This is a genomic window from Lentzea miocenica, from assembly GCF_033949945.1.
Taxonomy (GTDB): domain Bacteria; phylum Actinomycetota; class Actinomycetes; order Mycobacteriales; family Pseudonocardiaceae; genus Lentzea; species Lentzea miocenica.
On record NZ_JAXAVW010000044.1, the window covers coordinates 68,707 to 91,176 of the forward strand.

Genomic DNA, 22,470 nt, shown 5'->3' on the forward strand with positions numbered 1-22,470 from the left:
GCCCCATGCGCGTGGCCGGTCTGCTGCTAGCCGCGGGGGCCGGTCGCCGGTTCGGCTCCCCCAAAGCCCTCGTTCCGTTCGACGGCAGGCTCTTCGTCGACAGCGCCGCCGAACTCCTCAAGGCCGCCGGATGCGATCCGGTCGTCGTCGTCCTCGGCGCCCAGGCGGACGAGGTGCGGGCCAAGGCCTCCTTGGACGGCGTGACCGTCGTCGACAACCCCCACTGGGACACCGGCATGGGCTCGTCACTGCGGACCGGGCTGCACGCAGTCGGGAGCGCAGACGCCGTCGTGGTGCTCCCCGTGGACACACCCGGTGTCACCGTCGCCGCCCTGCACCGCCTGATGGACCTCGCCGAGCCGCAAACGTTGGCGCGAGCGGTCTACCACGGCGAGATCGGGCATCCGGTCCTGATCGGATCGGATCACTTCGCGGGCGTGATGGCGTCGGCGGCGGGCGACCAGGGTGCGCGCGACTACCTCAAAGCGAACACCGTCCGCCACGTCGAATGCGCCGACGTGGCGGACGGTGCCGATGTGGATCACCCGAGCGACCTGCCGGAGATCAGGCCACGTAGCGGCGGAGCTTGATGCCCGACGACACGTTGGACGCGCTCAGCCAGTGGAGGCCACCGCCCGCGTAGGCCGGGTCGGACACGGCGAACTCGTTGCCGCCGGCGCGGTAGCCGACGATCGTGGCGTAGTGGCCGCCGGAGTAGTTGCGGCCGTTCAGGCGGATCACGTTGATCACGACGGCGTGGCCGCGGTTGGCGTTGTAGACGACGTCGGCCTTGAGCTTCTGCAGCAGTTGCGCGTCCGTCGACCACTGCTTGACCTGGTAGTAGGTCGAGCCGGTGTAGTGGTCGAGGGCGTTCTCGAGGTTCTTGATGTTCGGCAGGCCGTTGGTCGTGACCTTCATGAAGCTGGCCAGCGTGGACTGCTCGACGTACTTGCCGCGCGCCGTCAGGGCGATGCGGGCGGCGGCCGCGGAGCACCAGTAGCCGGTCTTCTGCACCTGGAACTGGTGCGGGAGCACACCTTCGCCCTGGATGCCGAGCTCGGCGGCGGCCGGGATGACGGTCTCGCCGGGAGCCGCCAGCGCGACCGGCGCGGTCAGGATGGTCATCGCGACGCCGGCGGCGGCGATCGCCCCCGTGATCTTCGCAAGCTTCATCTTCCAGATCCCCTCAATGGTGGCGCCGTCCCCTGGAGCGGCGCTGAACGAAGCTTGGGGGCAGGCGTCGAACGGTCGCCACCACATTCGGGCAAGACCTAAAAAGCCAGGTAGAAGTACTCACGGCCGCGTCGGGACCCACGCAGAGTGCGCGGTGTGCACCTTTCGGCTGAGTAGTCTCGAATCCGGTACAGCTCCCGGATCGCTGTGCCACTCTGCTGGTCGTGTTGCGTGTCCACTTCACGGCGGAGGACCTGGCGAGGGTGCGTGTCGCCCCTGGTCCCGACCCGATGTGGGAGATCCTGCTGAGCCTGCACGTGCTGCGGCAGCGCTCGGCGACGCCGGTGTTCGGCACGTGGCGGGCGACCGTGCGGACGACGTTGCCCGACGACGCCCGCTGGCTCATGCGGCTGGCACCGCCCGTCGGCTACTCCCCGGACTTCCTGACCCCCACCGCGGGCTCGTGCGCACTGGACGCGGGCATCGACGCGGTGTTGTCGACGCCGGTGGCGTCACTGCGCGCGGACCTGGCCCAACTCGACCACCAGCACCGCCTCGACCAGCGCACGCACCTGCTGGCCAGCGGCGACGTGGCCACTCTGGACTCGCTCGGCGAGGCGTTGCGCACCTACCACCACCGCGCGCTCGCCCCGATCTGGGACGACATCCGGGCCGTGGTCGACGCGGAACGCGCGGTACGGGCTCGTTCCTTCCTGGACGGCGGCTGCGAGGGCATGCTCGCGGCCCTGCACCCGACCATCTCGTGGGCACCGCCCGTGCTGTCGATCGAGTCCCGCTTCCCGCACCGCGACATCCACCTGCACGGCCAAGGCCTCGTCCTGGTGCCGTCGTACTTCTGCCGGGAACGCCCGATCATGCTCCGCGACCAGAGCCGCTCACCCGTGCTCGTCTACCCGGTAGCCCGCGACCTGCACGTCGCGAGCGCCGGCAAACGTTCGCTGGAAGCACTCCTGGGCCGGACCCGCGCGGCGGCCCTGGGCGTCATCGCGGGCGGCTGCACCACCACCGAACTGGCCCGCCGACTCGGCATCTCCGCCGCCTCGGCCAGCGCCCACGCCACAGTCCTGCGCGACGCGGGCCTGGCCGTGGCCCAACGACACCGCAACTCGGTCCTGCACACCGCCTCAGCCCTAGGCGTTGAACTGCTGACCTAAGGCCGGGCGTGCACCGCCGCACGGGCACACCCACCCGCGACGACCAGCAACGCGAACGCCACCCACACCGGCCAGAGCTCGGAGTAGGTGATCGCCAGCGCTATGTTCGTGGCCCCCGCAGCCGTGAAGACCGCCGCCAGCGCAACCCAGAAGAAGAAGTACCGCCTGATCCAACCCACCCCCGCCCGCCAAGAGCCGCCCGATGTCACAACACCCGTTATCGCGCGTATCGAGGTTTGTGGTGCTCGGGTTACTGGTGAGGTCACCTGCGATCCGGTACTACTGACCCGCATGACGACCGACACCGTGACCGGCTCCGACTACGGCAATCTCGTGCGCACGCACCTGACGCGCGTGGAACAGCAGAACGCCGCCGCACTCGACGACGTGGCCGAACTCGTGCTCGCCGCAGTGCAGGCAGACGGAACCATCCTCACCGCGGGCGCGGGCCACTCACTCGCGGCGGTCGCCGAGACCTTCTACCGGGCAGGCGGCCTGGCCTGCGTCCGCCCGATCTACCACCCCGAACTGCTCCCGATGCACGGCGCCATCAGCAGCACCTCCGCCGAACGCCGCTCCGGCCTGGCCGGCGAGGTCCTGCGCGAAGCGGGCCTCGCCCCGCACGACGTCCTGTTCGTCTTCTCCACCTCAGGCGTCAACTACTACCCGGTCGAACTGGCCCAGGAAGCCGCCAACGCAGGCTGCCCGGTCGTCGCCGTCACCTCAGTCGCCTCAAGCGCCCAAGCCCCCCGCCGCGCGGGCGTCACCCTCGCCGAGGTGGCCACCGTCGTCCTGGACAACCTCGTCCCACCCGGCGACAGCACCTACCCGGAAGACGCCCCGGTGACCGCCGCGATCTCCACCGTGGCCACCGCCTTCCTCTGGAACCTGCTGATGGTCCGCCTGGTCGACAAGGCAGCCGAAACCGGCGTGCAACTGCCGCTCTGGCGCAGCGCCAACGTGGAAGGCGGCGACGCGGCCAACGCCGACCTGCTCAGGCACTACCAAACCCGCATCCCCCAGCTCGGCTAGGTAGCAATACTCAGGACCTCCGAGCCCTCCCAGCGTTAATCTCCCACCGGGGAAAGCACTTACCTGGGGGGACTTCACGTGGAACAAAAGACTCGCAGATGGATCCTGATCGGCGGCGCGCTCGCCACAGCCACCACCCTGGGCGTGGCGAGCGCACTGCTCTTCAGCAGCGACGACCCGGCCGCCTCGACCGAACGGCCAAGACGACCACCAACACAAGAACAGCAGAAGGCCGTGGGTCCCAGCGACGTGGCCAGCCTGTTCGTCAACAACATGTTCGGCGAACCAACAGCGGCAGCCCCGCACACGGACGCACCGAACCCGGCCGTGAACGCTCTGATCGCCACCAAGTCGGCAATGGGCGCCTCCACCTACAAGGCCACCCTCGCACCAGAAACCACCGTCGACGCCACCACGACCGACATCCCGGCCTCCGTGACGTGGACCCTGCCCAACCAGGCCACCCTGAAGTACGACGTCAAACTCACCCTGCGACGCACCGGAGACGAGTGGAAAGTCCACTGGACCCCCACCGTCATCCACCCACAACTGACCGAGGACGCCACCCTCACCTACCGACCAGCCCTGGCCGACGGCGCCCTGCTGGGCCGCGACGGCAAACCCCTGGTCCAAGGCACCATCCCCGACGGCCTGTACAAAGCCATCACCGGCCAAGCAGGCGACGTCAAAGGCACAGACGGCTGGGAAGTAGGCATCACGAAGGGCACGGCCTTCACCCCGCTGGACGGCAAAAAGCCAGAGCAGGGCCAAAAAATCACGGTCACCCTGGACCCGGCCCGCCAAGCAGCAGCCCAAGCAGCAGTGGACGCCCTCCCCCAAGGCGCGGCAATCGTCGCCATCGAGGCCTCCACCAGCGAAATCCTGGCAGTAGCCCAAAACAAAACGCTGTCCGGCACCAACCCGTTCGTAGGCCGCTACGCCCCAGGCTCAACGATGAAAATCGTAACGGCAGCCGCCGCCCTGAACGCAGGCCTGACCTCCCCCAACGCCGCCCTGCCCTGCCCCGCCACCGCCACCATCGGCACCCGCACCATCAAAAACGCCGACTTCGGCCACGAGAGCCTCCCCTTCCACACGGCGTTCGCAGTCAGCTGCAACACCACCTTCGGCTCCCTGGGCTCAAAACTCCCACCGAACGCCCTCCCGGACATGGCCAAACGCTTCGGCCTGGGCGCCGACTGGACCATCGCGGGCGCCGACACCAACACCGGCAAAGTCCCACCAGCCTCAGGCGACCAGCAGGTGGAAAACAGCTTCGGCCAAGGCAACGTAGTAGCCAGCCCGTTCGGCATGGCCCTAGTAGCCGCCACCGTCGTCTCCGGCAAACAGCCCACACCAACGCTGATGCGCGGCGGCAAGCCCTCAACACCCAACGACGTGGCAGCCGCCCCACCCGCCGCCGTGCTCCAACCTCTGCGAGCGATGATGCGCGAGGTAGTCACCGGCGGAACAGCAAAGCAACTAGCAGGCATCCCAGGCCTAGCAGGCAAAACCGGCACAGCAGAAGCAGGCGGCGGCACCGCACACGGCTGGTTCGTCGGCTACCAGGGCAACGTGGCCTTCGCAGTCTTCGTAGAAAACGCAGGTTCATCCCAAAGCGCCCTAACAGCAACAGCAGCATTCCTAAAGGGCTAACCCCACCCGCCTCTCAAGCCGAAGCCGAAGGCAAGGCGACCCAATGACGAAGCCGAGGCGTCCTTACGCTTGAAACGGGAGGTTCCGGTGGGTGGTCCCGTCACGAGTCGTGCCTCAGCTCTTGCTGCACCCGAAGGGGGATGTCAAACGGACACGCTTTTCGTCCGTTTGACATCCCCCTTCGGGTGTGGCGCGCTCTGGCCCGGCTTGTGACGGGACCACCCACCCGAACCGCACCACCTACGCAACGCAACTCCGCCCAAAGCAACAGGCGTGCCATCAACCCGCGCACGGCGTGGACAAGGTCCTTGATCAGATTGGCGGGGTCCGGGGCGGAGCCCCGAAAGCTTGAAAACCGGCGGCCGACCTACGGAACAAGACCACCTACGGAACCCTCAATACCTCTGCCCAACCTCAGCCCTCTCACTGAACTGAGGCGTCGGATAAACCCCAACCACCGGAGGCTCAGCAAACTGCGTGTTGTACAAATCCGCATACCGCCCCTCAGCAGCCATCAACTCCGAATGCGTCCCCCGCTCAACAACATCCCCATGCTCCACCACAAGAATCTGATCAGCATTACGAATAGTCGACAACCGGTGAGCAATGACCAACGACGTCCGCCCCTCCAACGCCTCAGTCAGCGCCTCCTGAACCGCAGCCTCAGACTCAGAATCCAAATGGGCCGTAGCCTCGTCCAAAATCACCACCCGAGGCTTGGCCAGCAACAACCGAGCAATCGTCAGCCGCTGCCTCTCCCCACCAGACAACCGATACCCACGCTCACCCACCACGGTGTCCAACTGATCCGGCAACGAGGCAACCAGATCCAACAACCGAGCCCGCCTCAACGAATCCCAGATCTCATCATCGGAAGCCCCAGGAGCCGCATACTCCAAATTGGCCCGAATGGTGTCGTGGAACAAATGCCCGTCCTGCGTGACCACCCCAACGGTCGACCGCAACGACTCGAACGACAGATCCCGAACGTCCACCCCGGACAACCGAACCGCCCCGGAGTCAACGTCGTACAACCGAGGCACCAACGAGGCAAGAGTCGACTTCCCAGCCCCGGACGACCCGACCACGGCAACCAGCTGCCCGGCCTCAGCCCGGAAACTGACCCCGTGCAGCACCTCTTCCCCACCCCGAGTGTCCAAAGTGGCCACCGACTCCAACGAGGCCAGTGACACCTTCTCCGCGGACGGGTACGCGAACCGCACGTCCTCGAACTCAACCGACACGGCCCCAGAAGGCACCGACCGCGCGTCAGCCCGCTCCTGAATCATCGGGTCAAGATCCAGAACCTCGAAGACCCGCTCGAACGACACCATCGCGGTCATCAGGTCAACCCGGGCATTGGCCAGCGCGGTCAACGGCGCATACAACCGAGTGAGCAGCAACGCCAACGAAACCACAGCACCAGCGGCGAGATGCCCGGTCAACGCCAGATACCCGCCCAGCCCGTACACCAACGCCTGAGCCAACGCCGACACCAACGTCAACCCGGTCATGAACCACCGAGTGGCCATGGCGGTACGGATCCCGATGTCCCGAACCTGAGCAGCCTTCTCCGAGAACTCGCGTTCCTCCCGATCAGGCCGCCCGAACAACTTCACCAGCGTCGCCCCAGGTGCGGAAAACCGCTCGGTCGACTGAGTGACCATGGAAGCGTTGAGCGAAGAAGCCTCGCGCTGCATGTCCGCCATCCGCCGCCCCATCCGCTTGGCGGGCAACACGAATACCGGCAGCAACACCAGCGCCAAAGCAGTGACCTGCCAGGACAACGTGAACATCACGCCCAGCGACAACACCAGCTGGATGATGTTCGTGACGAAGCCCGACAAGGTGGAAGTGAACGCCCGCTGAGCCCCGATCACGTCGTTGTTCAGCCGCGACACCAACGCACCGGTGCGAGTACGGGTGAAGAACGCGACGGGCATCTTCTGCACATGCCCGAAGACGGCACGACGCAGGTCGTAGATCAGCCCCTCACCGATCCGCGTCGACTGCCACCGCTCCACGACACCCAGCCCGGCGTCGACCACGGCGATCAGCGCGATGGCCACGGCGAGCCACACCACGACCGACGGCGCGGACCCGCCGACGATCGCGTCGACCACGCGGCCGGCCAGCAGTGGCGTCGACACCGCGAGGACCGACGAGACCACCGTCAGCAACAGGAACACGAGCAGCTTCGCCCGATGCGGCCGGGCGAACGCCACCACGCGCCGGAAGGTCCCGCGGCGCACCTTGGACGGCGCGTCCGCGGTCGCCCCCATCATGAATCGCCATGAGCTGTAACCGTCCACGCTGACTAGAACAGCACAGCGGTCTGACAATTCCTTCGCGTGCGGCTACAACCGCGGAAAGGTTCAGCTTTGAGCGGACATGGCCGCGAAGGACTGCAGCCGGCGCAGCTGGGCGGCCCGCTCCAGCGCGAGCTGGTCGGCGAAGGGCACGCCGGAAGCCGCGGACGCGATCAGCGCCAGCGTCTCCGAAACAGCACCCGGAAGTGGCTTCAGCACACCGGCCACGAGTGCGTCGACCGCCGCGTCCAGCTCGGCAGCGGGCACGACGGAGTTCGCGAGGCCGATTCGCAGCGCCTCCTCCGCCGGAACACGACGGGAGGTCACGCACATCTCGGCCGCGCGCGAGTAGCCCACGAGGCGCACCAAGGGCAGCGTCCCGCCGAGGTCGGGCACCAGACCCAGCCCGGTTTCGGCCATGCAGAACTGCGCGTCCTCGGTGAGCACGCGGAAGTCACACGCCAGCGCCAACTGGAAGCCCGCGCCGATGGCATGCCCCTGCACCGCGGCGATCGTCACGCGTGCCGGATCGCTCAACCACGTGAACCCCGCCTGGTACGAGGCGATCTTCGCGTCCGCTTCCTCGGCGGGCAACGAGAGCATCGCACCAAGACCACCGGGCTCGCCGTCGACCGGCTCACCGGTGAACATCCGCCGGTCCAGTCCCGCCGAGAAGGCACGACCGGAACCCCGGACGACCACGACGCGGACGTCCGGGTCCAGCTGTTCGCCGATGTGCCGCAACGCCTGCCAAGTGGCAGGCGTCTGAGCGTTGAGCACGTCGGGACGATCGAGCGTGACGGTCGCGCGCGGCCCCGAGATAGCGAGCCGAACACCACCGCGCTCGAGCAAGCCAGCGTCGATAGCGGGCACTGGCATGTCGTTACCTCCGGCGAACTAGGAGCTAGTTACCGGAGAGTAGCAGTCTGGGTTGGGGCTACTTCTTCTTCGTCCGGGTGGCGCCACCGCGACCGCGCAGCGTGACGCCGGATTCCGACAGAACCCGGTGCACGAAGCCGTAGGAACGCCCGGTGCTCTCAGCCAAAGCCCGGATGCTCGCGCCCTTTTCGTACTTCTTCTTCAGGTCAGCGGCCAGCTTGTCCCGCGTGGCGCCGGTGATCCGGGCACCCTTCTTCAGGTCAGCCACCTTGTCCCGCCTTCCGTACGAGCAGGTCGGGCCGTTCTACGGCCCCTGTCGTCGCAATGATCGAACAGGATGCGGCAGAACGCCAGGTGATCAAGCAAAGAGATCGCCGAACGGTCGATTCGATCACACTGAGTTGATCACAGAACGCGTTCGGTAATCCTTTGAGGGGTGGAGATCACGCCAGCTGCACGAGCTCGAGGTAGTCCTCGGACCAGTGATCCTCGGTGCCGTCGGGCAACAGGATCACGCGCTCGGGCTCCAGCGCCTCGACCGCACCGGGGTCGTGCGTGACCAGCACGACCGCGCCCTCGTACCGCCGCAACGCGTCGAGCACCTGCTCGCGCGAGGCCGGGTCGAGGTTGTTGGTCGGCTCGTCGAGCAGCAGCACGTTCGCCGCAGAGGACACCAGACCGGCCAGCGCCAGCCGGGTCTTCTCGCCACCGGACAACGTGCCGGCGAGCTGGTCGAGCTGCTCGCCGCTGAACAGGAACGTGCCGAGCAACGACCGCAGCCGCTGCTCCTGCTCGTCCGGCGCCATGTGCCGGATGTTGTCCCACACCGACGCGTCGTGGTCGAGCGTCTCGTGCTCCTGCGCGAAATAGCCGATCTTCAGGCCGTGACCGGGGACGACGCCACCCGCGTCCGCCTTCTCGCTGCCGCCCAGCAATCGCAGCAGCGTCGTCTTGCCGGCGCCGTTGAAGCCGAGCACGACGACGCGGGAACCCTTGTCGACGGCCAGGTCCACGCCGGTGAAGATCTCCAGCGAGCCGTAGGACTTGCTCAGACCCTCTGCCATCAAAGGGGTCTTGCCGCACGGGGCCGGCGACGGGAAGCTGATCTTCGCGACCTTGTCGTTCTGGCGCACGTCGTCGAGACCGTCGAGCAGCTTCTGGGCGCGCTTCGCCATGTTCTGCGCCGCAACGGCCTTCGTGGCCTTCGCACCCATCTTGGCGGCCTGCGTCATCAACGCGCCGGCCTTCTTCTCGGCGTTGGCGCGCTCACGGCGACGGCGCTTCTCGTCCGTCGCACGGGCTTCGAGGTACTTCTTCCAGCCGAGGTTGTAGATGTCGACCTCTCCGCGCATCGCGTCGAGGAACCACACCTTGTTCACGACGTCGTCGAGCAGCTCCACGTCGTGGGAGATCACCACGAGGCCGCCGTCGTGCGACTTGAGGAAGCCGCGCAGCCACGTGATCGAGTCGGCGTCGAGGTGGTTCGTGGGCTCGTCGATCAGCAGGATCGTGCTCGACTTGGCACCGATGCCCGCCTCGGACGCGGCGAACAGGATGCGGGCCAGCTCGACGCGGCGGCGCTGACCACCCGACAGCGTGCTCAACGGCTGCGCGAGCACGCGGTCCGGCAGGCCGAGGTTCGAGCAGATGCGGGCGGCCTCGGACTCGGCGGCGTACCCACCGAGCGAGGAGAAGCGCTCTTCGAGCTTGCCGTACTTGGTGACGGCCTGGTCGAGCTCGTCCGGGTCGACCAGCTCGGCCATCTTCGACTGGGCCTTCTCCATGTCGCGGAGCAGCTGGTCGAGGCCGCGCGCGGACAGCACGCGGTCCTTGGCGATGACGGACAGGTCGCCCTCGCGGGGGTCCTGCGGCAGGTAGCCGAGCTCGCCCTTGCGCGTGATGGCGCCGGCGTAGGGCTGACCCTCACCGGCGAGGACGCGCAGCGAGGTGGTCTTGCCGGCACCGTTGCGGCCCACGAGGCCGATCCGGTCGCCGGGCTGAACGCGCAGGTTGGCGCCGCTCACGAGAATGCGTGAGCCCGCGCGCAACTCCATGTCGGTTGCGGTGATCAAGAGAAACTCCGAGCAGTAAAAGAACTCCGGGCATGGCAAGGGGTGGCACGTCCGGGTCGGCCTACTCCAGGAGGATCACGGGAACCATTCTACGGGATCTCGACCATCGAATTTCCCACGTGTGGCCAGACGCATAGATTGCCGACCATGAGCGAAGACTTCTCCGGCAAGGCCGCGCTGGTCACGGGCGCGTCGCGCGGCATCGGCTACGGCATCGCCCGCGAGCTCCTCACCCGCGGGGCGGCCGTCACCATCACCGGCCGCAAGGCCGACCAGCTCGCCGAGGCGGTCAAGCAGCTGGAGGCCGACACCGGCGGCAAGGTGCTCGGGATCCCGGGCAACGCGGGTGACGACGCGTCCCGCGAGGAGGCCGTCGCCCGCACGGTCGAGGAGTTCGGCAGCCTCGACGTGCTGATCAACAACACCGGCATCAACCCGCAGTTCGGGTTCCTGATGGACGCCGACCTCAACGCCGTGCGGAAGATCTTCGACGTGAACGTCGTGGCAGCACTCGGTTTCGTCCAGCTCGCGTGGAAGGCGTGGATGGGCGAGCACGGCGGCGCGGTCGTGAACGTCGCGTCGATCGGCGGCATCCGGTCCACCGGCGTGATCGGCGCGTACGGCGCGTCCAAGGCGGCGTTGATCCGCCTCACCGAGGAACTGGCGTGGCAGCTCGGCCCGAAGGTGCGGGTGAACGCCGTCGCGCCCGCCGTGGTCAAGACGAAGTTCGCCGAGGCGCTGTACACCGGCCGCGAGGAGGAAGCCGCGCAGCAGTACCCGATGAAGCGTCTCGGCACCCCGGAGGACGTCGCCTCGCTCGTCGCCTTCCTCTGCTCAGACGGCGCTTCGTGGATCACCGGCGAGACCGTGCGCGTCGACGGAGGCATGCTCGCCACCGGTACCGCCGGCTGACACGCCCAGCACGTCGAGGAACGCGGCCGCGGCCGGTGTCAGCCCCGCCGCGTTCCACACCAGGTGCTCCACCCGCGACGGACCGTTCGTGATCGGCAGCGTCACCACACCGCTGAGCCGCGGCGTGTACCGCGACGGCAGCACGGCGACCCCGAGCCCCTCCCGGATCAGCCCTGCCATCAGCTCCGCGGTCGTCACCTCGAACGCCACCTCGCGCTGCAAACCCGCCGCGGCGAAAGCCTGATCGGCCTGCACACGCCCCGGTGATCCCGCCGGGAAGTCGACGAACAACTCCTCCGCGAGCTCCTGCAGCGTCGTTTCGGCGTGCCCGGCAAGGGGATGCGACGGCGCGACCACGGCGACGTGCTCGTCACGCGCGAGTTCGTGCCCACGCACGCCTTCAGGTCGCACGTTCGGCGCCAGCCCGAGGAACGCCAGATCGAGCCCGCCGTGGCGGACCTGCTCGACGAGTTCGTGACTGGGCGCCATCCGCAACGCGACCCGCACCTGCGGATACCTCTCGCGGAACACCTTCAGCGCGGCGGGCAGGTCCACGGCGGCGACCGTCGGGATCACCCCGACCACGACCCGTCCGCGCACCTCCCCCACCGCCGCCGCGACCTCGGCCGCCGCCCGTTCCGCGAAGTCGAGGCACTGCCGGGCGGACGGCAGGAACGCCGCACCCGCCGCGGTCAGCCGGACGCTGCGGCTGGTGCGGTCGAACAGCCGGGCGCCGAGCTCGCGTTCGAGGCGGGCGATCTGGTGGCTGAGCGCGGACTGCACGACGAGGCAGCGCTGGGCCGCCTTGGTGAAGCCGCCGGTCTCGGCGACCGCCACCACGTACCGCATCTGCTGGAGTTCCACCGATCCATCTTGAATCACGATGGATCGGATGAAAAGCATGTGTTGGACTCATTGATCGCGCCGTCGAACACTGGACGACGTGAGCAACTACCTCCGCATTGCCTCAGCCGCGTTCGCGCCGGTGGTCTGGGGATCGACCTACGTGGTCACCACCGAGTTGCTGCCGACCGGGCACCCGCTGTTCGCCGGTCTGCTCCGCGCGCTGCCCGCCGGCCTGATCGCGCTGGCGCTCACCAGGACGCTGCCGCGCGGTCCGTGGTGGTGGCGGGCCGCCGCACTGGGCGTGCTCAACATCGGCATGTTCTTCCCGTTCCTGTTCATCGCCGCCGAACGCCTGCCCGGTGGCGTCGCGGCCACGCTGGGCGCCGCGCAACCGCTGGTGGTGGCGTTGCTGGCGGTGGGGCTGCTGAAGGAGAGCCCGTCGGCGTGGCGGTTCGCGTGGGGCGTGATCGGCGTCGTCGGCGTCGGGCTGGTGGTGCTCGGACCGGCCGCCGGATTCGACGCGATCGGCGTGCTGGCCGGGCTGGGCGGCGCCGCGACCATGGCGCTCGGGGTGACGCTGACGAAGAAGTGGGGCAGGCCCGCCGGCGTGGGCCCGACGGCGTTCGCGGGCTGGCAGCTGACCGCGGGCGGGCTGTTCCTGGTGCCGGTGACGTTCCTGTTCGAGGGCCCGCCACCCGCGATCGGCCTGGCGGCCGCGGCCGGTTACCTGTGGCTCGGCGGCATCGGCGGCCTGCTCGCGTACGTCCTGTGGTTCCGCGCGATCACCACGTTGCCGGTCACCTCGGTCTCGATGCTCGGCCTGCTGTCCCCGATGGTCGCCGCGCTGCTCGGCGTCGTCGTGCTCGGTCAGACGCTGAACCCGGTGCAGCTCACCGGTTTCGCGCTCGCGCTGGCGGCGATCGTCGCCAGCCAGCGTCCCGCACCCGTTCTCGCCAAAGGAGTTCTCCAGTGAAGATCGCAGTCGTCGGCGCCGCGGGCATGGTCGGATCGCGGGTGGTGACCGAGGCGGTGCGCCGGGGTCATGACGTGACGGCGGTGTTCCGCGGCCCGGTTCCCCTGGTGCCGGCCGGAGTGCGTGGTGTGCGCGGGGACGCGACCGACCGCGAGCTGATGGACGGTGTTCTGTCCGGAGTGGACGGTGTCGTCGCCGCCACCCGGCCGCGTCCCGGTGAGGAGTCCGCCGTCGGGCCGGCGACGCGGACGTTGCTGGACGCCGCACTCGCCACCCGCACCAGGATCCTCGTCGTGGGCGGTGCCGCACCATTGCGTGCGCCGGGCGACTCGGGCCTCGTGCTCGACGACAACCGTTACGTACCAACGGACATCCGGCCCATCGCCGCGGCCAGCGTGCGCCAGTTCGAGGTGTGCCGGGCGCACGCGGCGGACTGGGTCTACCTCAGTCCGCCCGCTCTGCTCGAACCCGGCGAACGCACCGGCGGCTACCGGCGCGGAGGGGACGTGCTGCTCACCGACCCGTCCGGCGCGTCCCGGATCTCTGCGGAGGACCTGGCCGTGGCGGTGCTCGACGAGCTCGCGAACCCGAGTGCGGACCGGCACTTCACGGTCGGGTACTGAGGTCCAGCGCCAGGACGGTCTCGCCGTCCTCGTCGATCTCCCCGGTCGGCACGAACCCGTACCCGCGGTAGAACGGCTCGGGTGAGCCCTCCCCCGGCACGCAGCTGGTGAACAGCTCGGTCGCTCCTGCCGCACGCACGAGCGCCACGACCTCGTTCAGGATCGCGCTGCCGTAACCGCGGCCCTGCACATCCGCTCCCACGAGCAGGCGCCACAGGAAGTACGGCCCGCGGATGCCGGGCTGAGGGGTCACGTTCCAGCTGAGCATGACGAAACCGACCGCGTCGTCACCGTCGTAGACCGCGCGGAACCACGGGTTGGCGCCGGGGTGTTGTGCCGCGTGCTCGAAGGACTTCTCAACCGACGCGACAAAACGTTCCTGATCCGGACGCACGCGCACGGCCATCACGGCGTCCCGGTTGTCGTCGGTGACTTCAACGAGACGGATCTGAACGGTCATGCCCGGGATTCTGCCCGGTCAGCGGGTCGTGCTCGGCGGAGATGTCGACTCCGGTTGTCCCGGGGTGGACATCGAGGTGCTCGGCGTGGTCCCCGGTGGCGACGACGTGGTCACCGGCTCGGTCCCGTCTGCCGACGTCACAACGGTGCTGGAACGTGGAGGGGTGGGCGGCGACGGCGCCGTCGTCCGCGTCGACTCGATGGTGGTCGACGGCGGCGTCGTCAGCGTGGTCGACGGGACCGACGAGGTGGTCGAGGCGGGCCCCGGTGTCGCCGGCTCCGGCGGTGTCGCGGCCGGCAACACCGCCAGTGCCACGGCTACGACGCCCACGGTCGCGAGCCCGGACCCGACCACCGCGATGGTCCGGCGCCGGGATCGCACCGCCTGGCCGCGCTGGATCAGGTCGGCTGCCGTAACGGCACGCGGCGGCGCCTCTTCCGCGTGCAGAGCGGAGAAAGTCGCCCGCAGGTCGTCTTCGCGAACCATCACACCTCCAGCCTCAGATGATCGAACTCCGGCCCCAGCTTGCGCCGCAACGTCTCCAGGCCCTTGCTGCTCTGCGACTTCACCGTGCCCGTCGAACAGTTCAGTGACGCCGCGGTGTCCTCGACGCTGAAATCGTGCCAAAAGCGCAGCACGAGGACAGCGCGCTGCCGTGCGGGCACGGCGGTGAGCGCCTGCCACACCACGAGCCTGTCCTCCGTCCCTGCGACGGAGGACAGGCCCTGCGGGGGTGCGTCAGTCAGCTTCTCCCTGCGCCATCGCACTTTGCGGCGTTCCGCGAGGAACGTCCGCACGACGATCTGCCGCAGGTACGGTTCGAGCCCCGACCGGTCACTGAGCTTCGGACCGGCCAGGTACAGCTTCAAGAACGCCGACTGCATGACGTCTTCCGCCTCGTGCCAGTTGCCGCACAACAAGAACGCCGTGAAGCGCATCGAGTCGGCGCACCGGTCGAAGCAGTCGGTGAACTCCGCCTCCCAGTTCAGCGGGGACTCCTCACCCGGCCGGCGTCGACGACACCGGCGGCGTCGTCGCGATCGGAGAGCTCGACTGAGGCGACGTCGTCACCGTCGAGGACGGCGGCGTCCAGGTCGTCGGCGGATACTCCGGCGAGGTCGACGGCGGCGCGGTCGTCACGGTCGAGGACGGCGAGGACGGCGAGGTCGTGACCGACGTCGACTGCGGCGCGGTCGTCACCGTCGAGGACGGCGAGGTCGTGACCGATGAGGACTGCGGCGCGGTCGTCACCGTCGAGGACGGAGCCGAGGTCGTCGGCGCGTTCTCGGGCGAGCCGCCGCCGCTCAGCGCCAGCGCGGGCACCGCGATGCCGACGGCACCCAGTGCGACAGCTCCCGCCACGATCACCATTCGTTTGCGCACTTGCGACTCCAGCAGGTCAGTGGTGCCTCGGTCAGGCACCCTCACCCGTATCCATGCGGTCGGCCGCCGGTCCGGTTGCCCGTGTGTCCTGGATCACGATCTCGACGCATCGGGCCCGTTCCGCGGCCTCGTCCAGCACCGTGCGCCGGGGTTCCGGCACGTCCAGGACGCGTTCCTCGGCGATGGAGAAGACGTCCGCGAGCCTGCGGTCGTTGCGCAGGACGTCCAGCGACTGCCAGTCACCGCCGAGCACGACGCCGTCCAGCTGGGCGAGCCTCGGGACCAGCACGCGGAACACGTCGTCCGCCGCGGCCTGGAGCGCGACCCGTGCCTGCCCCTCGCGACGCCGGGCGAACCGCTGCTGCGACCACCCGCCTGCCTTGTTGCGGCCGTGCACCTGTTTGCGGTCGGTCGCGGACACCTCGACCTTGCCGCCGAACGCCACGCCGACGCTGTGCCCGCCGAGCCGCACGAGCACGAGGCCGATCCGGCGCGGCCTGGTGAGGTTCGCCACCACCTCTTCTACAGAGGTACCGCCGCGCGTCGCGAACGTGGCCGTCGCGCCGTCCGCGGCGGTGATGACGAGCTCGTGTTCCCGGATCCGGATGTCGACCGCACCGTGCCGGTCGGCGAACCTGCCGATCCACCCCTGCACGCGTTCCGGTTCGACCTCGACGGCCCGTCCACCGGGAACCGGCCGCACCCTGCTCATCCGGCCGCCGCTGCGTGGCGCGCAGGGGCGATTCCGGGCATCGCCCACCCCGAGATACTCCCGGCCGGGAAAACGACCCCCAGGCGGCGCGACAGGCCGTCAGGAGCCCAAGCCAGCGCGTCGAGGTCGGTCACCGTGCACACAGTAGAGCCAACTCAATACAAGGCGTGAACGGCACACAGATGTTACTGATCGGTTCGGAATGCTTGACAGATGGGTCTCGAAAGCGTGAACTCATCAACCGTATGGCTTAACCATTGACTCCATCCGGCTCCGACCAGCGATGTTCACGGACGGGTAGGGTCACTGGGGCGTGATCTTATGACAGCGGGGAGTCACCATGACCACTGCTGCCGGTCGACCAACACTGACCGTTGAAGAGACAGACTCAACGGGCCACGGCAGCCTTTCACAGCTCTTGACCACGGGACCGTTCCCGGAAGCGTTGAGGGCTGCCATCAAGGCGAGCCGTCTCAGCCTCGACCGCATCCAGCACCGGTTGGCACTGCGCGGCGTGACCATCAGCGTCGCGACGCTCAGCTACTGGCAGTCAGGACGGCGAAGGCCTGAACGCCCTGAATCACTGGAGGCGCTCCGGCACCTCGAGTCGGTCCTGGGCGTGCCTCAGTCGGGTCTGTCGGCGCTGCTCGGCCCACCTCGTCCGCGAGGTCGCCGTTGCCGCCCGACGACGATGATGCCGATCGACGCGCTCTGGGCGCGTCGGGAGCGGGTCGCGAACCTGCTCTCGAAGGTCGACACGTCCTCCGATCTGAAGCTCGGGCGGATCAGCCAGCACGACCGCATCGAGATCTCTGCCGACGGCGGGCAGAAATCAGTGTGGGTGCGTCAGATCCTGCGCGCGGAGCAGGACGGGCCGGACCGCTGGGCGCTCGTGTTCGAGACCGAGGAGTCAGACGTGCTCCCCGAGATCGTGAACGTGCGCAACTGCCACCTGGGCCGGATCGCACGCGACCACGAGGCCAACATCATGGTCGCCGAGATGATGTTCGAACGTCCGCTGACCCGCGGCGAGACCCTCATCATGGAATACCAGCTGGTGTTCCCCGAGGGCCACGCCCCCAAGGGCAACAACACGTTCGCGCGCAAGTTCCGCCTCCCGGTCCGCGAGTACGTCATCGAGGTCCGTTTCGACGAGACGAACCTGCCGTCGCGCGTGCAGCAGTACAGCGTGCCGGCGGGCGACGAGACGCCCTCGCGGCGGCGCAACCTGACCGTGGACACGGGTGGCGGCGTGCACGCCGTTGCGCTCGGGTTCGGTCCGGGTGTGTTCGGCATCCGCTGGGAGTGGCCGAACCGCTAGCCGGTTCGTCGAAGCCCGGTTCTTGAAGCAGCGAGAAAGGCCCCCGGCTCGAGCCGGGGGCCTTTCCGTTGTCAGCTAGCTGATCATCACACCCAGCCGGCGACGTGCAGGGTCACGGAGCGGATCGAACCGCGGTCCGAGCCCACCACGTCGGCGACCTTGAACGTCCAGTTGCCGTCCGCGGAGTCCACCAGCAGCGAGGACAACGCGCTACCGGCCTTCCAGGAGCCGGTGAACGGGGCGTTGGCGGACTGGACCGACGAGAACGGCTGCGCCGCCGAGTCGTCGAACACGGCCTGGCAGATGTTGTTGCCGTTGCCGCCCGCCCGTGAGAACAGCGTCACGGACTTGCCGGACGGCGAGGTGAGCGTGCCGACCAGGTCACCGACGAAGGTGTGGTCGATGCCCACCGTCGTCGACCCCTCGGTGGCCGAGCAGGTGGCACCGTCGACGGAGAACTTCAGGTTCGACGCGCCGCCGACGCCCGTGACGGGCACCGCGATGGACACACCGGTCTGGTCGTTGTCCGGGATGGCCACCGGCGCACCGCTGTACGCGAACGTCTTGAACTCGCGCGACGGCTCACCGACGCGGTAGTCGAACGACGCCGTGGTCGGCGAGGTCGAGCCCGCGTAGGTCACCTTGGCGTCGAGCTTGACCGCCGAACCGAGCACGGCGGACGCCGGCACGGTCACCTTGTAGGTGTTGCTGACGGTCTGGCCGACGTCGATGTTGCCGTAGTACTTCGAGCGCGGCGCGATGGTCACACCGGCGGTCGGGGTCGACAGCACGACCGAGGTCGACGCGGCCGAGCCGTCACCGTTGTTGGCCACCGGCACCGTCACCGTGGAGGTGGTGCCCGGCTTGAGGTACTGGCTGCCGTCGGCGTCGTTGACGATCGTCGGCTTCTGCGCGCGGGCCAGCGCCTGCGGCGACGCACCCGTGTAGGCGAGCGCCTTGTCGGCCATCACGATGCCGGCACCGGTGCGGTTGTCCACACCGGACTCGACGATGTCGATCGCCGTGGTGACAAGGGCTTCCTTGACCTCGGCGGGCTTCAGCGTCGGGTTGCCGGACAGGATCAGACCGGCGATGGCAGCGGCGTTCGGAGCAGCGGCCGACGTGCCGAAGAACGGCGCGAAGCCCGGCACCGACGTGGTCACGCCGTCGGCCGCGGTGATGTCCGGCTTCTGCCGGGTCTCGGCCAGCGGTGAACCGTCGGGCGCGAAGAACGTCTTGCGCGGTCCGTCGGAGGTGAAGCGCTCCGGCTTCTGCGTGCTGTCGTAGGCGTTCGGGAACGGGCCCTTGGGGTTGGCCGGGTCACCGGGCTCCAGGTCGAACGGCAGCGCCGCCGCGGCGGGAGCGGCCGCGACCGAGATCGCGCCCTTGGCCGCGGAGTGACCGCGGGTCATGCCCGGCGTGACGAACTTCTTGAGGCCGTCGTTGGTGTCGGCGAACCGCCCGCCGAACAGCGACAGGTCGATGTACTTGTCCTCACCGCGGAACTTCACGACCGCGAGACGCGTGCCGGTGGAGGTCGACGGGGTGTTGAGGCGCTCGTACGGGTCCTGCGCGCCGTCCTGGTTGTTCTGGCTGAACGTGACAACGTTGCCTTGGGCGTTGACCAGGTACAGGTCGTAGTCGTTGAACGACTGGCCGAGCGGGTCGGCCCAGTGCAGCGTCACGGGGCTGTCGCCCGAGTAGTTCGACAGCGGGTTGAACAGCTGCTTGGCGTTCGGGTCAGGGTTGAAGTCGTGCGCGGTGCCGGCGAACTTGCCGACGCCCACACCCGAGTCGACGAACTGGCCCTCGTAGTGGCCCGAGGTGCCGTCCACGACGTTGCCCTGGTTGCCGGCGCTGGAGAAGAACAACGCACCGTCCGCGGCGACCGCGTCCACGGCGCGCGCGATGATGCCGTCCTGGAACGGCGACTCGTTGAAGTAGATGACGTCGTCGACGATGACGTCGCAACCGAGGTCGAAGCGCAGCTTCTTGATGTTGTCGGCGAAGCTCGCGTCGCCGTTGAACGCCGTGGCGAAACCGAGTTCGGCGTTGGGCGCGAGGTCGTGCAGGATCTCAAGCATCGCGGTGCCCTCGTCACCGGAACCCGCCTGCCCCGGCAGGATGTCGACGGCCGGCAGCTCGCCAGAGGCCTGCGACACGGCCAGCGAACCCACACCGTCGGAGAGCGCGCACAGCTTCACGCCGACACCGGTCACGTGGAACGAACCACGCGCGGCCTCGGCGCTGTGGGCCTTGTCGCTCTCGGCGACCTTGGCCGCCTGCACGGACAGCTGCTTCTCGGAGAGCCTGCGCTCGATCTCCCGAGCCTTGTCCTCTTTGGACGGAGCCGCCTTGCGACTCTTGTTGTCCCGCTTGTTCTTCACGTCCTGCGTCATCGCGTCGCTGCCAGGCTCGACGCGGGCGACATCCGCGCGGCCGGCGATCTCCGCGATCTTCGCGACCGGCACCTCGGCGCGCACGGTGCGGTGCTCGGGGGACACTGCCCGGATCTGTCCGCCCACCGCGCGGACAGCGTTGACGAGGTCCTCGGAGTACTGCTTGGCGCGGACGTCCACCAGGGTGGTGGACCGCGGCGTCACGGCAACGCCGGTCTGCACCTGCGGCAGGGCGCTCATCGTCCCCATCTGGGTGCGCTTGCGCGCCTCCACGACGAGCGTGCTGTCCACTTTGGACTCAGCTGGGGTGAGGGACTTCTTGATGCTCTGCAGCGCGGCGATCTGAGTCGCGGTGCGATCGGTGATGGACTTCGACGCCTTGACCGGATCTGCGGACGCCGGCGCGACAGCGGTGAGTGCGGCCAGAAGAACAGCTGTACCCGCGGTGACTAAGGACGTGCCTCTTCGAGATCGGCGCACAGGGTATCTCCCCCGAACGTTGGCGTGCCCCGGACTGATCCCCCTGGGCACGCGGCCTGCGGCCGGATGATCCCGGCCGAGGCGTCAACGTATGGTGCCTGCGTGATCACAGTCAGCATCCGATTGGGCTACTTCTCACTTAGCAGACACAATCACACTTCACAGAACCACACTTCACACAACAACTTCCGGGCACAACCTCACAGCACGAACGCGTCAGTCCACAACTGACCCGTTCGCCCGGCAAGCGCTTCCAACAGCGCCGCGGCCTGGTTGTCCGTCAGCGACGCGACGAAGTCCACAACCGCCCGCCCACGCGCCAGCCCGCGCACGAAATCAGGCCCGACCGGCAGCTCACCGGCAGGACCGACCAATGTGGACGGCTCCGTCCGGGCGAGCGCCGCGTACTCCATTTCGGCCAGCTCAACGAGATCGTGCAACCGCCGCGGCAACCGATCCGCCTCACTGCGATCAGTGACCCACTGCTCCAATGCGTCCACAAGCGAAGTGAGCAACCGCGCCTGTCCCCTTTGGTGCAACGCCAAATCCGGCCGCAACAACACAAACCGCCGATGCACGAACTTCAGCACCTGCACCTCGTGCCACTGCGCCACCGCCAGCACCACGTGCCCGGACCGCGGCGTCGGCTCCTCGATCACCCCGACCGCGTCGACCAACCGCCGAGTCCACCGCGCACTGAACCCCGCAACCGCCTGCTCCGCCTCAACCGACCCGTCGAACGGCACGGCAAGCAACCCGTCGACCAACTCCTTGCTGACCTTCCGCACCGCGAGCGCGAACACCTCGTCGCTCATCACCCACGAATCCTTGAGGTGCATGCGCCGGCGCAACGTCTCCAACGACCGCCCAGGCATCCGAATCTCCGCCCCGAGCTCCGCATCGCTCAACCCGGCCAGGTCGAGCGCCTGCGCCTGCCACGTCCCGAGCTCGGCCGCGACCGTGGCGTGCTGCAACACCCCGACCCGGTGGAAGTCCTCGAGATCGTGAATCGCATAGGCGATGTCGTCCGCGGTGTCCATGACACTCGCCTCAACGGTCTGCTGCCACGACTCAACCCGCCCCTCAAACGGCTCACGGGCCTGCCGCAGATCGTCGATCTCCGTGACGTAAGCCGAGAACTTCGAGCTACCGGTACCCGGCATGTCGTCCGGCGCCGACGCACCACGCGGCGCCACCTGGAGGTCGAGCGGCTGGTGCCGGGTCCACGGGTACTTCAACATCGCCGCCCGCACCGCGACGGTCAGGTCCAGCCCGAGCGCCTTGGGCCCCCGCACATCCGTGGTCGTGACGATCCGGAACGACTGCGCGTTGCCCTCGAACCCGTCCGGCAACCCGAACCGGTGCCGAGCCAGCCGATCCAGCACCTGCTCACCGAGATGGCCGAACGGCGGGTGTCCCAGGTCGTGCGCGAGCGCGGCCGCCTCCACCACGTCGGGGTCGCACCCGCCGAGCTTCTCCAGCACCGCGGTCAGCTCGGGCCGGCTGGTCAGCCGCTCCGCGATCGCGCGCGCGGCTTGGGCGACCTTGAGGCTGTGGGTGAGCCGGTTGTGCACGAGCAGGCCGGACCCCGTCGAGCTGACGACCTGCGTGACGCCGCCGAGCCTGGCGAAGAACGGTGAGCTGGCCACCCGGTCGCGGTCGACCCGGAAGGGGTTCGTGGCGAGGTCGGCGGTCCTGCCCACTCCGGCTGACCGACGGGCGGTGCGTTGCTCGTTGTGCATGGCAAAGAAGGTACCGGGCAACGGCGAGCCTTCGGCGCCCCACGCGTCTTCCTCATTGCGCGATGAAGATGACCATGGGTTTGTGACTCCTCTCAGCGATCCAGACGATGGAAATACTTACTAGAGGGGGTGGGACCTGAATCAGGCCAGTGTTCACTCGATCGAGTGAGCCATGGCTGCAGGCATCCCAGTGTGCCCTCTGGCCGGCCGGTGTCCGGTGGCTGCCTGGCCCGCGGCGGGTGTGTCGTGGCGGTTGGCCGGGAATGCAGAAAGCCCCCGAGGGGAGCGCTTGTGGCGCTCGACCCTCAGGGGCTTCTGTACGT

General features: G+C 68.3%; 22 protein-coding genes. 8 read left to right on the plus strand and 14 right to left on the minus strand.

Features of this window, described 5'->3' with window-relative positions:
- Positions 1-5 precede the first annotated feature (5 nt).
- Positions 6-590: a nucleotidyltransferase family protein gene (locus SK803_RS40085; RefSeq protein ID WP_319971432.1), complete on the plus strand. Its 585-nt coding sequence runs from the start codon at positions 6-8 to the stop codon at positions 588-590.
- Here SK803_RS40085 and SK803_RS40090 read toward each other — a convergent pair.
- Positions 565-1,173, minus strand: coding sequence for a C39 family peptidase (locus SK803_RS40090; protein WP_319971433.1), 609 nt, complete (start codon positions 1,171-1,173; stop codon positions 565-567). The two genes, SK803_RS40085 and SK803_RS40090, sit on opposite strands and share 26 nt — an antisense overlap.
- A gap of 224 nt (positions 1,174-1,397) precedes the next feature.
- Here SK803_RS40090 and SK803_RS40095 point away from each other — a divergent pair, with 224 nt between their 5' ends.
- Entirely contained in the window at positions 1,398-2,348 is a 951-nt protein-coding gene (locus tag SK803_RS40095; protein ID WP_319971434.1) for a helix-turn-helix domain-containing protein, read from the plus strand.
- Here the strand turns inward: SK803_RS40095 and SK803_RS40100 are convergent.
- Positions 2,345-2,527 (minus strand): hypothetical protein, encoded by a 183-nt coding sequence (locus SK803_RS40100; protein WP_319971435.1) that lies wholly within the window; start codon positions 2,525-2,527, stop codon positions 2,345-2,347. The genes SK803_RS40095 and SK803_RS40100 overlap by 4 nt on opposite strands.
- A gap of 112 nt (positions 2,528-2,639) precedes the next feature.
- Here SK803_RS40100 and SK803_RS40105 point away from each other — a divergent pair, with 112 nt between their 5' ends.
- Together SK803_RS40105 and SK803_RS40110 are read left to right on the plus strand one after the other, a co-directional pair.
- Positions 2,640-3,380 (plus strand): SIS domain-containing protein, encoded by a 741-nt coding sequence (locus SK803_RS40105; protein ID WP_319971436.1) that lies wholly within the window; start codon positions 2,640-2,642, stop codon positions 3,378-3,380.
- A 78-nt stretch (positions 3,381-3,458) separates the two neighbouring features.
- Positions 3,459-5,036: a penicillin-binding transpeptidase domain-containing protein gene (locus SK803_RS40110; RefSeq protein ID WP_319971437.1), complete on the plus strand. Its 1,578-nt coding sequence runs from the start codon at positions 3,459-3,461 to the stop codon at positions 5,034-5,036.
- Positions 5,037-5,431: 395 nt separating this feature from the next.
- On the opposite strand, the gene SK803_RS40115 is transcribed toward SK803_RS40110, so the two are convergent.
- From SK803_RS40115 to SK803_RS40130, 4 genes are all read right to left on the minus strand, one after another.
- Entirely contained in the window at positions 5,432-7,321 is a 1,890-nt protein-coding gene (locus SK803_RS40115; RefSeq protein ID WP_319971452.1) for an ABC transporter ATP-binding protein, read from the minus strand.
- A 90-nt stretch (positions 7,322-7,411) separates the two neighbouring features.
- Positions 7,412-8,224: an enoyl-CoA hydratase/isomerase family protein gene (locus SK803_RS40120; protein ID WP_319971438.1), complete on the minus strand. Its 813-nt coding sequence runs from the start codon at positions 8,222-8,224 to the stop codon at positions 7,412-7,414.
- A 58-nt stretch (positions 8,225-8,282) separates the two neighbouring features.
- Entirely contained in the window at positions 8,283-8,492 is a 210-nt protein-coding gene (locus tag SK803_RS40125) for a helix-turn-helix domain-containing protein (RefSeq protein ID WP_030473247.1), read from the minus strand.
- 175 nt (positions 8,493-8,667) lie between these two features.
- A complete protein-coding gene (locus SK803_RS40130) occupies positions 8,668-10,296 on the minus strand; it encodes an ABC-F family ATP-binding cassette domain-containing protein (RefSeq protein ID WP_319971439.1) in 1,629 nt (542 codons plus the stop codon).
- Between the two features lie 147 nt (positions 10,297-10,443).
- Between SK803_RS40130 and SK803_RS40135 the strand changes: the two genes are divergently transcribed.
- Positions 10,444-11,208, plus strand: a complete 765-nt coding sequence (locus SK803_RS40135; protein WP_319971440.1) for an SDR family oxidoreductase — start codon at positions 10,444-10,446, stop codon at positions 11,206-11,208.
- Here SK803_RS40135 and SK803_RS40140 read toward each other — a convergent pair.
- Positions 11,131-12,072: a LysR family transcriptional regulator gene (locus tag SK803_RS40140; RefSeq protein ID WP_319971441.1), complete on the minus strand. Its 942-nt coding sequence runs from the start codon at positions 12,070-12,072 to the stop codon at positions 11,131-11,133. The two genes, SK803_RS40135 and SK803_RS40140, sit on opposite strands and share 78 nt — an antisense overlap.
- A gap of 79 nt (positions 12,073-12,151) precedes the next feature.
- Between SK803_RS40140 and SK803_RS40145 the strand changes: the two genes are divergently transcribed.
- A complete protein-coding gene (locus SK803_RS40145) occupies positions 12,152-13,027 on the plus strand; it encodes an EamA family transporter (protein WP_319971442.1) in 876 nt (291 codons plus the stop codon).
- Entirely contained in the window at positions 13,024-13,650 is a 627-nt protein-coding gene (locus SK803_RS40150) for an NAD(P)-dependent oxidoreductase (protein ID WP_319971443.1), read from the plus strand. Before SK803_RS40145 ends, SK803_RS40150 begins: the two co-directional genes overlap by 4 nt.
- Here SK803_RS40150 and SK803_RS40155 read toward each other — a convergent pair.
- Genes SK803_RS40155 through SK803_RS40175 form a run of 5 tightly spaced genes read right to left on the minus strand, consistent with a single transcriptional unit; the run spans position 13,634 to position 16,205 of the window.
- Positions 13,634-14,110: a GNAT family N-acetyltransferase gene (locus tag SK803_RS40155; RefSeq protein WP_319971444.1), complete on the minus strand. Its 477-nt coding sequence runs from the start codon at positions 14,108-14,110 to the stop codon at positions 13,634-13,636. The two genes, SK803_RS40150 and SK803_RS40155, sit on opposite strands and share 17 nt — an antisense overlap.
- A gap of 18 nt (positions 14,111-14,128) precedes the next feature.
- Entirely contained in the window at positions 14,129-14,596 is a 468-nt protein-coding gene (locus SK803_RS40160) for a hypothetical protein (protein ID WP_319971445.1), read from the minus strand.
- Positions 14,596-15,099 (minus strand): SigE family RNA polymerase sigma factor, encoded by a 504-nt coding sequence (locus SK803_RS40165; RefSeq protein ID WP_319971453.1) that lies wholly within the window; start codon positions 15,097-15,099, stop codon positions 14,596-14,598. The genes SK803_RS40160 and SK803_RS40165 overlap by 1 nt, the downstream gene beginning before the upstream one ends.
- 10 nt (positions 15,100-15,109) lie before the next feature.
- Positions 15,110-15,493 carry a hypothetical protein gene (locus SK803_RS40170; protein ID WP_319971446.1) on the minus strand — a complete coding sequence of 128 codons (384 nt, stop codon included), beginning with the start codon at positions 15,491-15,493 and terminating at the stop codon, positions 15,110-15,112.
- 31 nt (positions 15,494-15,524) lie between these two features.
- Positions 15,525-16,205: an acVLRF1 family peptidyl-tRNA hydrolase gene (locus SK803_RS40175; RefSeq protein WP_319971447.1), complete on the minus strand. Its 681-nt coding sequence runs from the start codon at positions 16,203-16,205 to the stop codon at positions 15,525-15,527.
- A gap of 418 nt (positions 16,206-16,623) precedes the next feature.
- On the opposite strand from SK803_RS40175, the gene SK803_RS40180 reads away from it, so the two are divergent.
- Positions 16,624-17,526, plus strand: a complete 903-nt coding sequence (locus SK803_RS40180; protein ID WP_319971448.1) for a helix-turn-helix transcriptional regulator — start codon at positions 16,624-16,626, stop codon at positions 17,524-17,526.
- Positions 17,527-17,612: 86 nt separating this feature from the next.
- On the opposite strand, the gene SK803_RS40185 is transcribed toward SK803_RS40180, so the two are convergent.
- Positions 17,613-20,405 (minus strand): S8 family serine peptidase, encoded by a 2,793-nt coding sequence (locus SK803_RS40185; protein ID WP_319971449.1) that lies wholly within the window; start codon positions 20,403-20,405, stop codon positions 17,613-17,615.
- Between the two features lie 200 nt (positions 20,406-20,605).
- Positions 20,606-22,147, minus strand: a complete 1,542-nt coding sequence (locus SK803_RS40190; protein WP_319971450.1) for a deoxyguanosinetriphosphate triphosphohydrolase family protein — start codon at positions 22,145-22,147, stop codon at positions 20,606-20,608.
- Positions 22,148-22,470 lie beyond the last annotated feature (323 nt).

Excerpts from the sequence above, each read along its gene's own strand:
- SK803_RS40120 (WP_319971438.1), bottom strand. The coding sequence starts at position 8,224 with ATGCCAGTGCCCGCTATCGACGCTGGCTTGCTCGAGCGCGGTGGTGTT.
- SK803_RS40115 (WP_319971452.1), bottom strand. The coding sequence starts at position 7,321 with ATGATGGGGGCGACCGCGGACGCGCCGTCCAAGGTGCGCCGCGGGACC.
- SK803_RS40135 (WP_319971440.1), top strand. The coding sequence starts at position 10,444 with ATGAGCGAAGACTTCTCCGGCAAGGCCGCGCTGGTCACGGGCGCGTCG.
- SK803_RS40090 (WP_319971433.1), bottom strand. The coding sequence starts at position 1,173 with ATGAAGCTTGCGAAGATCACGGGGGCGATCGCCGCCGCCGGCGTCGCG.
- SK803_RS40155 (WP_319971444.1), bottom strand. The coding sequence starts at position 14,110 with ATGACCGTTCAGATCCGTCTCGTTGAAGTCACCGACGACAACCGGGAC.
- SK803_RS40160 (WP_319971445.1), bottom strand. The coding sequence starts at position 14,596 with ATGGTTCGCGAAGACGACCTGCGGGCGACTTTCTCCGCTCTGCACGCG.
- SK803_RS40190 (WP_319971450.1), bottom strand. The coding sequence starts at position 22,147 with ATGCACAACGAGCAACGCACCGCCCGTCGGTCAGCCGGAGTGGGCAGG.
- SK803_RS40175 (WP_319971447.1), bottom strand. The coding sequence starts at position 16,205 with ATGAGCAGGGTGCGGCCGGTTCCCGGTGGACGGGCCGTCGAGGTCGAA.
- SK803_RS40085 (WP_319971432.1), top strand. The coding sequence starts at position 6 with ATGCGCGTGGCCGGTCTGCTGCTAGCCGCGGGGGCCGGTCGCCGGTTC.
- SK803_RS40105 (WP_319971436.1), top strand. The coding sequence starts at position 2,640 with ATGACGACCGACACCGTGACCGGCTCCGACTACGGCAATCTCGTGCGC.